This window comes from Anabaena sphaerica FACHB-251, from assembly GCF_014696825.1.
Taxonomy (GTDB): Bacteria; Cyanobacteriota; Cyanobacteriia; order Cyanobacteriales; family Nostocaceae; genus RDYJ01.
In genome coordinates this window covers 51,333-65,931 of the sequence record NZ_JACJQU010000007.1, presented here as the reverse complement: position 1 = coordinate 65,931, position 14,599 = coordinate 51,333, and the positions used below count along the sequence as shown (strand labels likewise).

The window sequence follows — 14,599 nt, the reverse complement described above, 5'->3', positions numbered from 1 at the left end:
CAGAATGATAACGGTGTAACTAGGCATGGATTATCGGGATGCAGGTGTTGACGTTGAAGCAGGTAGAGCTTTTGTAGACCAAATTCGCAATTTGGTTCATAGTACCTTTAGACCGGAAGTAATTGGAGGTTTGGGGGGTTTTGGGGGCTGTTTTCAACTGCCTACAGGTTATAAAGAACCGGTTTTGGTATCTGGAACTGATGGTGTCGGTACAAAGCTAAAAATTGCTCAAATTCTCAACCGCCATGATACCGTTGGCATTGATTTAGTGGGGATGTGTGTTAATGATGTGCTAACATCGGGAGCAGAACCGCTATTTTTTCTAGATTATGTAGCTACAGGTAAGCTAGATAAAGAGCAGTTAACTCAAGTAGTGGCAGGAATAGCTGCTGGTTGCAAACTATCTGGTGCGGCTTTATTGGGAGGAGAAACCGCAGAAATGCCAGGTTTTTACCAAGTGGGTGAATATGACTTGGCTGGTTTTTGTGTAGGAATAGCAGAAAAAAGCCGAATGTTGGATGGTTCCCAGGTACAAGTCGGGGATGTGGCCATCGGTTTAGCTAGTGCTGGTGTTCATAGCAATGGTTTGAGTTTGGTAAGAAAGATTGTTAGTGATGGCGGTTTTTCTTGGGATGATACCCCAGATTTATTAAATGGGGAAACTATCGGTGCAGCTTTCCTCACACCTACCCGCATTTACGTTAAATCTGTTTTAGCTGCCCTAAAAACTGGCTTAGAAATTCACGGTATGGCTCATATTACCGGTGGGGGTTTACCAGAAAATTTACCCCGATGTCTGGGAACAGGTCAAGCTATTAAAATTAATCCTGGTAGTTGGACTATTCCTCCTGTGTTTCAGTGGTTAGCTGAAGCTGGCTCTGTTGGTGCTGAAGCTATGTATAATACTTTCAATATGGGAGTTGGATTTGTGCTATTATTGCCACCCCATCAAGCAGAAGAAGCCATTTCCCATTTTCAATCACAGGATATTCCCGCTTATACCATTGGTGAAGTTGTGACCGGAACTGGTGAATTATTAGGTCTTATTACTTAGAACTTTAGTCAAAAGTAAACATTCTAGCCAATGTTGAGTAGGGTTTTCGGCTTGGTAGAAAGAATAATTCTGATCAAGCCAAACTTTTTTTAAGGCTTCGCGCTAAAATATTATCAGTATTTAGAGAAATTTAGGTAAAATTTTAGAATTTATTTATAGAAGTAATCAAAAATACTCATGACCATGAGCATTGAGATTTGCTAACGTAGTCTTAACAAATCTAAAAAAATTATTACTGTAGCCGAAAGCGTAGCGGCCAATACTAGTTTGCGGTGCTAGTAATTTCTCTTGTGTAAGTGTGGCTTGTTGGTTTATTCAAAATCGCATATTGTTGTTCAGAGGGGGTTATGGTTGTAAATTTTGCCCGGACTACTGCTTCCACAGAACTTTTAAAACAAGTATTCCAAAGCATTGATGCTCAAAGCTGTCCCAGGTTCTTCAACTTTCATATGCACACTGTATACTCGGATGGAAAATTGCAGCCGAATATACTCATGGAACAGGCGATCGCTATTGGTTTAAAAGGGCTGGCAATTACTGACCATCATAGTATTGGTGGTTATCAAGCAGCACACGCTTGGTTAGAAGACTGGAGATGGAGTAATCCTGATACCAGTATTCCTCACCTATGGAGTGGTGTAGAAATTAATGCCAATTTGTTGGATGTAGAAGTTCATATTTTGGCTTATGGGTTTGAAATAGAAAACTCCAGCATCAAAGCTTATCTGCAAAGAAAAGCGACTATAGGCAGAGATTATCAAGCAGCTAACGTCATTGCAGCTATTCATGACGCTGGAGGACTAGCTGTACTTGCTCATCCAGCACGTTACAGGCGATCGCACTTTGATTTGATTCCCAAAGCTGCGGAATACGGAATTGATGGCGTTGAGGCTTTCTACGCTTATAAAAACCCCAGTCCTTGGAAACCATGTGTAGTGGAATCGGAAGAAGTGCAACTGTTAGCGGAAGAATACGGTCTATTTAACACCTGCGGTACTGATACCCACGGTTTAAATTTACTGCAACGTTTGTAATTCTGTATTTAAATTTTTATACTCCTGGTTTAAATAGCCAGGGTGTAAATATTTTATACAGATATCAACTGTGTTAACGCGGATAAAATTCAACTTGCTTTTCTAGGATTTTAAGATCATATTTCTCAAAAAAATCGTGGCCTAGCAACCCGATCCTAGCTTTGGGAGCGATCGCAACTTTAGCATTATTCAGCACAGCACCACCCACAGAAACTGTCAAGACATTGCTAGTTTTAAATTCTACTATGCTACCATCGGCAATACTGGCTTTCATCGTTCCCGAAGGTTGGAGTTTCAGGGCTGTGGCTACTTCTTGGGTAATCAAAATCCCAGTAGCACCAGTATCAACAACCATCTCAAAAACCTGATTACCATTAAATGTAACATCTATAATCGGAGTCTTACCAATACGACGCTTAATAGGTATTCTAAAAACCTTGGGAGTTGATGGTGGTGGTGTCATTCCGCAGAGTTGTCCCAAACTGACTGTTTTACCTGATGATGTCACCATAAAACAACCACCCGGATCATTAGCTGTGGCTACGGATGGTAGTGTTAAAAGCATCATTCCAGATATAGCAGTAATTCCTATCTTCTTAATAGCGTTCATTTTTGGTATTTCCCCTGAAATTGCTCGAAAACCCTCTAAAGCTAGGATAATCGAAAATATTGATTATACCTACAGCAAAAACTCTTATATTTCCTGAAATTCAAAAAATAATCAAGTTATTAAGGAGTTTCTAATACCCAGATCCTGACTTCTCAAAATTGAGGTTACATTCTTCAAATAGCGATCGCTATGTTCACCACTGATATCTATCTCTACTCAATATCAGAAATGAGTAAGCGGAACATCGTCCCAGATATGGCTAGATAATTTCAGAAAAGAGTTGTTTTAAAAATGCCAACCTTTAGCGGTTAATTTCCATTGATAGCGAGTTTTGTAACTAGGAAATTCTACATCTACTTGGTTTTGATATTTTTCATATAATGTAATTCCGTATTCTTCGGAAATTTCATCATGAGAAAAATATTTATTTTGATATTCTGTGATTTCAATAATTTGTAAATTTGTTGAGTTCATATAGTTAGTCATTACTTGATATTATTCCAGCGAAACTTATCTACTTTTTCTGGGTTATTAAAAAAGTATTCTTCTAAATAAGGTTCAATTTCCATCTTCCAAATATCTTCTATATCTTCTCTAAGGTTAGGAGTTAAAAAGAAAGAAATACCAATTTCATAGTTTTTGTCATCAATTGCGTGATTTAATTCTTTTAAAATCTTAATTAAATTATTAGCTAAATTTAAATCATCATGATATTTCAGAATCAAATCATAATTAGGACGCAATTCAATAAATGCAAAACGACGACGTAAAGCGTGATCAATTTGTGCAATAGAACGATCTGCGGTGTTCATTGTGCCGATAATACGGACATTTTCAGGAATACGAAATTTATTACCACCAGCAAGAGGAATTTCTTGATCACGGTATTCTAGTAAATACATTAATTCACCAAAAACCTGTGGTAAATTTGCACGGTTTATTTCATCTATTATCAGAACACAAGTATCTTGACAAAATTCTGCTTTTTTGCAAAATTCTAAAAATCTACCGGGAACAAGTGGATATGTTAATTTACCATCTTCACTTTGAGGGCGGATACCTTGAATAAAGTCTTCATAGGTGTATGCTGGATGAAATTGGACAAGTTCATAAAAACCATAATTACCAACTAATTGTTGTGCTAATTGTTTTGCAATAAATGTTTTTCCTGTTCCTGGTGAACCATATATAATAGCTTGTCCTTTTCGATTGATAGCACGTAACCAACATTGTAATTCTTTTTCAGAAAATCCTGTTTCATCCCAGTCTAAATCATAGTTATTGGGATTGTATAAATGATTAATAAGTGGTATAGGATCGTCACAAGTTGCTAGTATTATCAACGGTAGCCATTGTTTAAACCATCCTTGTACTTTGTTGATTAAAGATATATAGGAATTGCTACGGATATGAAACCAAGGCAATGTAAATTGATTTGGTTCGATCTTCAGATAACTTTTAAGAAGTAAACTTGCGAATTCTTCAGGTTTATTTTTAGCTATTTTATTGATCATTTCTTCATGAACATTTTTATCAGTAAATAGGACTATTCCGCCGTTTGTCATTTCGATATTTAATAATCTACTTCTGGTAAAACAAGCTCTTAAACATAAAGTATTTTTATTTCTTAGAGTATCTTGAGTTTTTTTAATCAAATTAATACTAAAATATGGAGGCAACCCTTTAGCTACTTCTTCACAAAATATTTCAAAAGGTATTTCTACATATTGGCGAAAAATATTATATTCTGATGATTTCTCTATTTCTTCTGGCTTATCAAAATTATTATTCCAGTGGCATATTAATTCAAAAGTTTTTTCCCCTAGAATATTAGGTTGTATTTCTTCAATTTCCATAGAATGCAATAATTATTTTTTCTGTTTGTGTTTAAAATATGAATTTTAACGAACCACGAAGACACGAAGAACACGAAGGAAGAGGAAGAAGAGAGAAGAAGAGGAAGAGTTAAGAAGAAAGGATAATTCGTTTAATACCTTCTTTGAGAACGGGAACATTAAAATTAATCAAAAGACCAAGAGGGCAATTAGTCATTTTTAAATAAGAAATAACCTGCGCTTCATGAATAGGAGATAACTTTTCCACAGCTTTCAACTCAACAATAATTGAATCACCAACCAAAAAATCTAACTCCCCCTCACCTACCGGATGACCTTTATACCTTATCGCTACCAAATGTTTAGACTTATGAGGTATACCACGCAAACGAAACTCAGTAACTAACGCCTCATGATATACCCTCTCCAAAAAACCCGCCCCCAACACCCGATGTACCTCAATAGCAGCACCAATCACAGCATAAGACAAACTCTCCACCTCATCACTAAACCTCCTCATTCTTCTTTCTTCTTCTCTTCTTTCCTCTTCCTTCGTGTTCTTCGCTCCTTCGTGGTTCATTCCCTCTTCTCCCAACTCATGTAGCAATTATACCCAATTACCCCTACTTAAACCCAAACCAACAACAGCCAAACCGAAATTGTTAAAATCTAATTCAGAAAGTGCCACACATCCCAGATGGATGGTACAAATTATGGTACAAAAGATAAAGTTGTAAGATTAAACACGCTGATATTCTAAGATCATGAAAGCATCTGCTAAATTCGACTTTGAAGACGAAAAATTTAACGCCCCACCATCCCAAGTCCTCCCTTGGGGGTTAATGATCAATCCTCGCTATGGTACAGATGGTTTACAGAGTTACGGTTTAGCTATTAGCAGGGATAATGCCCAAGCTGTTGGTTTTCAACCAGATGATAACTGGCAACAGGTAGACCATGAATTTAATTCTGGAGAAGTCGAAAAGGTGTTTATTAGCACTACTCCCAGATTAGTCATTGTTCGTCGTGGTCCTTTGTCTGTTCAAGACCGGGAAACAAAGATTAGACTGGGTACATACAAAGATTACAAGGATGAAATTTTAGCTGATAAACTTAAATTTAAAATTTATACTCGCCATCTAATTTTTTTAGTGGGTGAAGATAAAAAGTTTTTACATCAATCACCCTTACAATTAACTCTTAGTGGTTCAGCCGGTGCTAGTTTTGGTAAGAGTTACGTTGAATATCAACAAGGTAGAATTACTGGTGGTTTTGCTGGAGAATTAGAAAAAGCTTATGCAGGTTTTCAGAAGAAACCATTAACTCCCAAAGGTCCGTTATTTCATGCTCACGGGATTTTTTGCCCCATCATTGAATGTGAGGAAAGAGGTATTGAACCTAATATTGCTTTGGTGGCTTCAACTGTAGATTACAAACATCCGACAGTTTCCACTTTAACTGATTATATGATCGCCTCAGATTCCCCTGAGTCGGAAATAATTTGTAAGGCTTTTGAAGAATACAAAGAATTTGGTAAGGAAGTCATTAAACCAGACATTTCTAAAGCAGAAATGCCTGGTGTTACCAGTTCTTATGTTTATGCTGATGATGATGATTTTGCTTATCCACCATATTAGGGACTGGGGACTGGGGACTGGGGACTGGGGACTGGGGACTGGGAACTGGGAAAAGGCAGGGGAGCAGGGAGCAGGGAAGATGGATCAGTTATCACTCATCGCTGTCACCTGTCACCTGTTACCTGTCACCTATTACCTATTCTTTCAACAATAAATAATACAGTGAACCGTTACCACCTGTAATCCCAGCGCGATCGCCTGCTAATTTACCAGTACCCATAAAATAATCTACTCTTCCTGGTCCTTTAATCGCACTGCCTGTATCTTGATCTAAGACAAAGCGGCTAACTCTCCGAGACTCCAATCTACCTCCACCCGCAGGATAAGGAAATGAGTTGTTAATCAGTGCTAGTGCGCCCGGAGGCATGAGAGATTTATCTGTAGCAATGGAACGTTCTGCTGTTACAGGGACGCTAATGCTACCTGTAGCTGCCGTACCGTTAGTTTCTTGAAAGAAAACAAATCTTTCCCAGCGTGGTAAATAATTACTTAACTCTTTGGGATGTTTACGGAAATAACTAATTAACTTGGGCATGGTTAAACCGCTGAGTGGCAGTTTGCCATCTTTTGCTAGTTGTCCCCCGATACTCGTCCACGGATAATCTGTTCCTCCTGCAAAACCCACAGAGGTTCTCTGTCCATTTGTTAATCTAATTTGGGCAGAACCTTGGATATGGATCATGTAAGCATCCATGCGATCGCGGAACCAAAGCATTTCTAACCCACGTAACCGACTTTTATTTCCCAATAAACCATTTTTACCTTCTAAATCAACCCGTTTGGGATGAGGTTTAGCCCATTCTTTAAAATCGGATGGTACTCTATACAGGGGATATTTGTATACTGAAGTTCTCACACGGCTGGCAGTATACACAGGCTCGTAATAGGCAGTAAATTTGACCGTACCCTTGCCATCGTTACCTATAGACTGGTAAAACGCAAACTCCCGATGAACAGCTGCTTGTAGTTCAGCTGCTGACGTAGAACTAACAACCAGTTCCCGGAAGCGTAACAAACTCCGACGCACCCGATCTAGGGTAATCTCCTTAATCTGGTAATTAGCATACGCTGTGGCTGCTTTATTCGTTCCCAGATAACGCAAACTATTATCAATCGAAGTTAACAAAGCTTGGCGATCGCCATTTCCACCCCAAAGTTGCTCATCCCAACCCAAGCAATTTTGGGAGTTACAAGCAGCTTCCGGGGTAATGGGTTGGAGTGGTGGTAAAACTTCAGGAGTACTCGGTACTGGTACTTGCTGGGGAATGGTAACTTGAGCTACAATTGAGCTAACTGGATTTACAAAAGCAATTCCCAGACTCAAGGAGAACAAAGCAAGGGTTTTTCTGATCATCTTTCAATACTAGAACTAAAAATTGGTTCTACCCGAATCCCTACAATCCGAGAAGGGCGTACCACCATATATTCGCCTTGAATATTCTTAATCGGTACGCTGATAAAATCATTAGAAGCAGACTTTGGTACAAGTTCACCACTATACCACTTTTGAAACTCTTGAATAGTGGGAAAGCGCACTTCTTCCCGATGACCACTTTCCAACAGTATGTAGACGGCATATTCGTTTGGAGTTCTAGGCATAAATTCACATTATTTTTAATACATCCAACCCATTGTTAACCACATTAGCCCCCAATGAAAAGGGGAAGTATACGGGAGAAGTGGCAGATGTACCAAAGTAGGGGAAGAGTTGAGAACTTTCACTTTCGCACAATGACGCTTCCTCCCTCGGAAACAGTTCCCGATTGTTCATGATAGATATTTCCAACTTCTGCGAGGATGTTTTAAAAGTCGTTGGTGATGTATCAAAAATATTTAGGGTTTGCTGAAAAAGTCTTGTCGTGGAGACAGGGAACAGGGAACAGGGAACAGGGAACAGGGAACAGGGAACAGTTTCAAGAGTTGGATGGGAGCAATTTTTACTGGGAATCAAACTGAAATGCAAGGTTTTCAAGTTCCCACGCCATAAAATCTTGCACTTTTTGAAAGTCAAAATGCCTCAAACCTTTTACCTGTAAAGTTTTCCAATTTATTCAGCAAGCCCTATTTAGCTCCCCCCTAACCCTTTAATAAAGGGGATTGAGGGGGATCTGGGTATTGAGAAAAAACAGGACTTACGCAAAACAGAACGAAAGTAGCGGTAATTCATGAATTACCGCTACGTAAGAATAAGGTTTTCAGCTACATTTTGCGTAAGTAACTTGGCACAATTAAATATAAAACCTCTCTCCAAACCTCTCCCCTACCAGGAGAGAGGCTTTGACTCCCCCTTCCCTAGCAGGGAAGGGGGTTGGGGGGTTAGGTTTATATTATATTTTTTAACGCCCACTTACTTAATATCAGGTTCGGTAAATCAATTACGAGATAAAATTGTCAGAGTTTTTATATTTCAAAATCTCAGCATCAATTTTATCGTAAGGATTCAGGCGAACATGATATAAGCCTAAAAAATTCAAAAAAATAGTTTAAATCGTGCTAATTGATTTTCAATAGTCACAGTGAGGATTTTATTCAGTTCTGCACTGTCCGAAAATGGTAAAAACTGCTGCATAGGTAAATCAAAGGGAAACTGCCCCTCTAATTCCGGACGTTGCATTTGTGCTAGTAAAATTTGTTCAGACCGCTTATTTTCAACCGCATAACCAATTTCTACACAGACGTTAGGACTGGGAATTAATTGACAGGTTTCTTTCCCATCAACGCTGGTAATAGGTGTGGTATCCGCAATAAATAATAAACTCTTACGGATTTTCCGCATCATGGTGCGATTCAGACGCAGAGGTGCATTGCTGGGACGGGATGATTCTATTAATGTTAGGGGTAGACGGGATTTCCCATTTAAAGTTTTCAAGCTTTCTTGCAGTTCTTCTCTCAGCAGATCACTAGCTTTTGCATACTCAGTTTGATAGCAGAAAAAAATCGTTGGTTCTAACTGCGCTAACAACGCCTGTTTAGTCAAATAAATTTCATGACTAATCAAGTCAATATTCGCTACACAATAACCCCCGCTACCCTCAATATAAAATTCAATATTTTCACCTTCCAGATAGCGCCTAAACCAAGTTGAGGCTTTGACTTCATCACTATCTTCTAAAAAGTCGGCACGCAATCCTGATTTGAGCAGGCTTTTTTTACTCAGACGAATGTCTGGAGGACGTTTTTCCAATTCCGTAATTGGTTCATAATCCTGTAGATACCACGCTCTGAGCGCAATTATTGACATAAATCGCTATTTAAACTGTCTTTTCCTATTCAATTGTAGTACAAACTTACGCATAAATTGGGGACTGGGGACTGGCGACCGGAGAAAATCCATCAACTTTTGCCTCTTGCCTATTCCCAAACACAACAACAACAACACCCAACATCTACTAGCTTAGTTTTTCCCTCCCCTTGTTTATTCTAGCCAGGGATGTACTACCTTTCATCACCTTGATAAACAAGTAATGAAAACCAGTTACATTGCCCCCTGATTCTCAAAAATTTGAGGGAATATCAGCGTTCGCGTTGGGTGTTGTGTTGTTTTGACGAGACAGATAGGAATTTAACAGCGTTTTAACCTCTTACTACATTTCAACTCTAGCTGTTTGATCTGCCAGGGAAGCTTTCTTCTGTAGCTTCAATTATTAGAATAACACCTCTAAATTTGAGTGGGTATATTTGCAACTAAACTTTACTTTTCGATTAAATATGAGTAAAGAAAAGTTGAGCAACTAGGTTGATTTAGCTTGAACAGCAAGAAGCCTCTCACTTACCGCGATAGCGGAAGTGATGAGATGAATTGGGCGTGAGTTGACGACAATCTTCCGACCAATGCTGAAAGCGTTCGCGTAGCGTCTCGCAGAGAGGGAGGAGATAGGTCGGAAACGAACAAAATATTGTGCTAGGATGATTTATAGAAAATTGATTTCACTCTAAAATGCTAAAGGTAGTCAAAGTCAGGTTATATCCAGATGCCCAACAACAGCAATCACTAGCACAAGCTTTTGGTTCTTGTCGTTGGCTGTGGAATTATTGCCTGAACTTGATGAACCAAACATACAAAGAAACGGGTAAAGGACTATCTGGATATGAAGTCAAAAAGCTAATTCCCCAACTTAAAAAAGAGCATGACTGGCTGGCGTTAACTTACTCTCAGTGCTTACAACAAGTCTGCTTAAATCTAGGAGTGGCTTTTAATAACTTCTTTGAAAAAAGAGCCAAATATCCGAACTTCAAGTCAAAGTATAATAAACAGTCAATACAGTATCCTCAAAATGTAAAGATTGCTGACGGTTACTTAACCTTCCCCAAAATAGGGGATGTATCAGCAATAATTCATAGACCTATTGAAGGAAAAGTCAAGACCGTAACTATCTCTAAAAACTGCTCTAACCAATACTTTGCAGCGATTCTACTTGATGACGGCAAGGATAAACCAGTTGGTAGCATGGATGGTAAAGCTATAGGAATTGATTTGGGAATAACTCATTTTGCTATTACCAGTGATGGGTCTAAGTTTGATAACCCTAGAATACTAAATAGACATGAGAGAAATTTAAAACTCAAACAGCAACAATTATCTAGAAAGCAAAAAGGTTCTAATAACCGGATTAAATCTAGAAAAAAAGTTGCTAGAGTTCACAGAAAAATTACTAACTGCCGTGAAGATTTTCTCCACAAACTATCTCGTAGGATAGTTAACGAAAACCAAGTGATTGTGGTTGAAAATCTTAATATTAAGGGCATGATGCAAAACCACTGCCTAGCTAAATCCATCCATCAGGTTGGTTGGGGAATGTTTTGCACAATGCTGAAATATAAGGCAGAGATAGAGGGAAAGATTTACCAAGAAGTAGATAGATTTTTCCCTAGTTCAAAAACCTGTCATCTGTGCTTAAACCAAGTTGGTAGTTTGTCCCTAGATGTAAGATTCTGGACTTGCGAAAACTGCTATACAAAGCATGATCGGGATGTGAACGCAGCTATTAACCTCAGAGATGAGGGACTACGGATTTTGACACGCCAGTCGCCTCAAGTCGGGAAACCCGCCCACGGCGCTGGCTCCTCTGGAACGGGGGATAAAGCCTGTCGCCCAGATGTAAGTCGCAGTAATAGAGGACGCAAGAAATCTACTACTACGCTTTATGTTGGACAGGAAGCCTACACTGTACTCGAAGAGTCAGTGTAGGTAGTTCACGACTTAAATAATTTATTGGCCAGGGTTTATAGTTTATTGATATTTTATAGGATTTACTCATTAATATTTTAAGTTTTGAAACAACTCTGTTAACAGTATGATTTCAGACAGTCATAGGGAATAGGGAATAGAGAATAGGCAATTATTTATTTTCCCCATCTCTGTGCCTCTTGCCTCTTGCCTCTTGCCTTCTGTCACCTGTCACCTATTCCCTGTTACCTCCTTGTAATTTCAAGGGAATTTCAATCCAGAATTCTGTACCTTTCCCTGGTTCTGATATACATTCCATCAGTCCACCATGTTTTTCTACAACAATTTGGTAGCTTATTGCCAATCCTAGTCCTGTACCCTTACCTACAGGCTTGGTAGTAAAAAATGGATCAAATATCCGTTTTTTCACGTCTTTACTCATACCTGGTCCATTATCTGCAATGCTGATTAACAAATAGGGATTTTGTGTTGTGACTCTGGTAGAAATACGAATAGTGGGTAAAGGTTTAGTATCAATTAATTGGGTATTTTGTTCTATCTCATCGGTTAAGACATCAATGGCATTGTTAATGACATTCATGAATACCTGATTCATTTGTCCGGCATAGCATTCTACTTTTGGTAACTCACCATAGTCCTTGATCACCGTAATGCCCGGAAAATGTCCATGTGGTTTCAGCCGATGTTGCAAAATCAATAAAGTGTTATCAATGCCTTCATGCAAATCAACACGCTTGTTTTCAGCTTCATCCAGGCGGGAAAAATTACGTAATGACAGCACTATTGAACGGATGCGATCTGAGCCTAATCGCATTGATGACATAATTTTTGGTAGGTCTTGCACCAAAAAATTAAAGTCGATGGCTTCCATAGTGGAACGAATTTCACTATTGGGATTGGGATATTGGGACTGGTAGAGTTCTAAAAGCTTGAGCAAATCTTTGGTGTAGTTGCTGGCATGACAGAGGTTGCCATAGATAAAGTTAACAGGGTTGTTGATTTCGTGAGCTATACCTGCCACTAACTGTCCTAAACCGGACATTTTTTCAGTGTGAATTAATTTAGACTGGGTTTCTTGCAGTTGATGTAGGGTCTGCTCTAGCTGTGCCGCTTTGGCTGTGGCTTTAGCTTCGGCTGCACAGCTTTGTTCATATAGTTGCGCTTGCTGAATTGCGATCGCTGCTTGGTCTGCTAACTGTTGCAGTAAATCAATTTCTGCATCCTGCCAAATTCTAGGAGATTCACAGTGGTGGGCAACTAATAAACCCCAAAGTTGGTTTCCCATTTTGATGGGTACAATTAAGTTAGCTTGGACTTGCATACTTACCAAGAATTCTCGATGGCAAGGACTCAAGACATCTGTGGAGACATCGTTAATCGCCCTGACCCTACCCTCCAAGTAAAGTTGGATATAGTCTTGAGGAAAGCATTCCGATGATAACTTCAGCCCCAAAACTGACTGCCAATTACCATTGAATTCTTCCACAATCACTTCACCATCAAATTCACTCATTAACTGATAAATCAGCACCCGGTCAGAATTGAGTAAGGGACGGACTTCTCGGACGATGGTTTGTAGAATTGTATTCAAGTCCAAGGTTCTGCGAATCTGATCTGTGACTTGCTTGAGTGCCTTGGTTAGCAGTAAGGTTTTCTCTATCTCAGCAGTTTGTTCCTGTACTCTGATTTCTAGGTTGGTATTCAGCACCTGTAGTTCTTGGGTTGTTAACTGCTGCTGAATTGCCATTGAGAAGTTATGACACAAAGCTTGTGCTAGTGATATGTCTTCCGGTTTCCAGGCAGGTGCTTGTCCTTTTTTTTCCTCTCTCCACACCTCAAAAGAAAGACGCGGTAATTCTTGATGCTTATTATCGTCGTATCTTCCAGCCCAGAGAATTTCACTATCAAATTCTGGGCGAAAAATGGTTAACACACCAATAAATTTTTCGCGGTAGTTTAGGGAAATGACCATGAACCCCCGAATCCGAGTGGATTGAAAGGCCGGGAATAAAACACTCAAGTTAGGTTCTTTGTAAAGGTCGGAAATTGCCCAAATTTCACCTCTTTTGTACTCTAGCATCCAGTGTTCCCACACGGGATGCTGTTCATTCACACTATCTTCTAGTTCATAAGCTAGTTGCGGTTGTTCTCCACAGGTATATAGTTCTCCACTCTGTTCAATATAAAGCCTGCCACCTATGCCACTAAAGGATGCTGTTGTGGTTTCTAGTGCTTGCTGTAGTCGAATTGTTGGCAGTTGATGTAAGAGGGTTGTGACTTGGTTAATTATGGCTTCTCGCTGTTGCTTGGCTCTAGCTTCGCTCAGTAGGTTACTTTGAGAAATGGCGATCGCCACTTGATCGGCTATTTGTTGTACTACTTTGAGTTCTCGCTTCAAAATAGTTCGCGCTTGGCTGTCGTGGGAAACCAGCAACCCCCAAAGTTTTGGCTGTTTCGATTCTCCTCTTGGGTCATATTCTAAAATTGGTACTACCAGGGAAGACTGTACGCCCATGGCCTTTAAATACTGAATATGACATGAGTCTAGTTGCCGATAGTGAATATTCTGTGTAAGTAAGGCTTTGCCATTTTTTGCTGATTTGAGTGGCGATAACCCGATTATCCCCGCAGCCACATCTACTATTGAGCGTTGCCTCGCTAACAAAAACATCTCTCTGGCTGAAGCTGGAATGTCATTTGCTGGGAAATGAAGTCCTAATAATGATGGCAGACGTTGTTGATGAATAGATTCAGCAATGACTTCACCGCTACCATCAGCGTCAAATCTATATATTTTTACGCGATCGGTTCCCAAGAATGAACGCACTTCAGTCACAGTTGTGGTTAATATTTCTTGGAGATCAAGCGATCGCCTAATCTGCTTGATCATCCGATGCAGTAAAGTTTCTTGATCTGAGCTTTGCGGCCAACTTTCTGGCTTCTCGGTAAAAGTCATTACTAATCTTCACCTTGTCAAAAATATAATTTTTTAATCTTTTGTCTTATGTAAAGTTATAACTTTAACACTTGTAGATTTATTATCTTTTATTGAATAAATTTTATCATTTTTTACATAATATCACAAAATTTATATCTAGAATTTATAAAAATTCTCGGTATATTCACTTATTTTAATTTTCTTTGTTTTACAGTAATCAAAGCCAAATCATCTACTTTTTGTTACTTTTTTTAAAGTTTTATTATGATTTCTTCAAAAAACATCCCGCTATTTTTTAAGTAA

12 protein-coding genes are annotated in these 14,599 nt (G+C 39.0%); 4 read left to right on the top strand and 8 right to left on the bottom strand.

Annotated elements, in window-relative coordinates; translation table 11 throughout:
* The first annotated feature begins 25 nt into the window (after window positions 1-25).
* Together purM and H6G06_RS14000 are read left to right on the top strand one after the other, a co-directional pair.
* A complete protein-coding gene (gene purM / locus H6G06_RS14005) occupies window positions 26-1,054 on the top strand; it encodes a phosphoribosylformylglycinamidine cyclo-ligase (protein ID WP_190561085.1) in 1,029 nt (342 codons plus the stop codon).
* Window positions 1,055-1,401: 347 nt separating this feature from the next.
* The gene (locus H6G06_RS14000) at window positions 1,402-2,088 is read left to right on the top strand and encodes a PHP domain-containing protein (RefSeq protein ID WP_190561083.1); all 687 of its coding nucleotides are present in this window, start codon (window positions 1,402-1,404) and stop codon (window positions 2,086-2,088) included.
* 73 nt (window positions 2,089-2,161) lie between these two features.
* On the opposite strand, the gene H6G06_RS13995 is transcribed toward H6G06_RS14000, so the two are convergent.
* From H6G06_RS13995 to H6G06_RS13980, 4 genes are all read right to left on the bottom strand, one after another.
* On the bottom strand, window positions 2,162-2,698 hold the full coding sequence (locus H6G06_RS13995; protein ID WP_190561081.1) for a retropepsin-like aspartic protease family protein: 537 nt from the start codon (window positions 2,696-2,698) through the stop codon (window positions 2,162-2,164).
* A gap of 285 nt (window positions 2,699-2,983) precedes the next feature.
* Window positions 2,984-3,184 carry a hypothetical protein gene (locus H6G06_RS13990; RefSeq protein WP_190561079.1) on the bottom strand — a complete coding sequence of 67 codons (201 nt, stop codon included), beginning with the start codon at window positions 3,182-3,184 and terminating at the stop codon, window positions 2,984-2,986.
* The gene (locus H6G06_RS13985; protein WP_190561077.1) at window positions 3,184-4,554 is read right to left on the bottom strand and encodes an McrB family protein; all 1,371 of its coding nucleotides are present in this window, start codon (window positions 4,552-4,554) and stop codon (window positions 3,184-3,186) included. Before H6G06_RS13985 ends, H6G06_RS13990 begins: the two co-directional genes overlap by 1 nt.
* 109 nt (window positions 4,555-4,663) lie before the next feature.
* The gene (locus H6G06_RS13980) at window positions 4,664-5,113 is read right to left on the bottom strand and encodes a GxxExxY protein (protein WP_190561075.1); all 450 of its coding nucleotides are present in this window, start codon (window positions 5,111-5,113) and stop codon (window positions 4,664-4,666) included.
* Between the two features lie 184 nt (window positions 5,114-5,297).
* Between H6G06_RS13980 and H6G06_RS13975 the strand changes: the two genes are divergently transcribed.
* A complete protein-coding gene (locus tag H6G06_RS13975) occupies window positions 5,298-6,170 on the top strand; it encodes a DUF5895 domain-containing protein (protein WP_190561073.1) in 873 nt (290 codons plus the stop codon).
* 136 nt (window positions 6,171-6,306) lie between these two features.
* Here H6G06_RS13975 and mltA read toward each other — a convergent pair whose 3' ends face one another.
* The 3 genes from mltA to H6G06_RS13960 all read right to left on the bottom strand — a co-directional run bounded on the left by mltA (window position 6,307) and on the right by H6G06_RS13960 (window position 9,411).
* Window positions 6,307-7,521, bottom strand: coding sequence for an MltA domain-containing protein (mltA, locus tag H6G06_RS13970; RefSeq protein WP_190561359.1), 1,215 nt, complete (start codon window positions 7,519-7,521; stop codon window positions 6,307-6,309).
* The gene (locus H6G06_RS13965; protein WP_190561071.1) at window positions 7,521-7,769 is read right to left on the bottom strand and encodes a hypothetical protein; all 249 of its coding nucleotides are present in this window, start codon (window positions 7,767-7,769) and stop codon (window positions 7,521-7,523) included. The genes mltA and H6G06_RS13965 overlap by 1 nt, the downstream gene beginning before the upstream one ends.
* 871 nt (window positions 7,770-8,640) lie before the next feature.
* On the bottom strand, window positions 8,641-9,411 hold the full coding sequence (locus H6G06_RS13960) for a hypothetical protein (protein WP_190561069.1): 771 nt from the start codon (window positions 9,409-9,411) through the stop codon (window positions 8,641-8,643).
* A gap of 696 nt (window positions 9,412-10,107) precedes the next feature.
* Between H6G06_RS13960 and H6G06_RS13955 the strand changes: the two genes are divergently transcribed.
* Entirely contained in the window at window positions 10,108-11,358 is a 1,251-nt protein-coding gene (locus H6G06_RS13955; protein WP_190561067.1) for an RNA-guided endonuclease InsQ/TnpB family protein, read from the top strand.
* Between the two features lie 214 nt (window positions 11,359-11,572).
* Here the strand turns inward: H6G06_RS13955 and H6G06_RS13950 are convergent, their stop codons facing one another.
* Entirely contained in the window at window positions 11,573-14,314 is a 2,742-nt protein-coding gene (locus H6G06_RS13950; protein WP_190561064.1) for a GAF domain-containing sensor histidine kinase, read from the bottom strand.
* Between the last annotated feature and the right edge of the window lie 285 nt (window positions 14,315-14,599).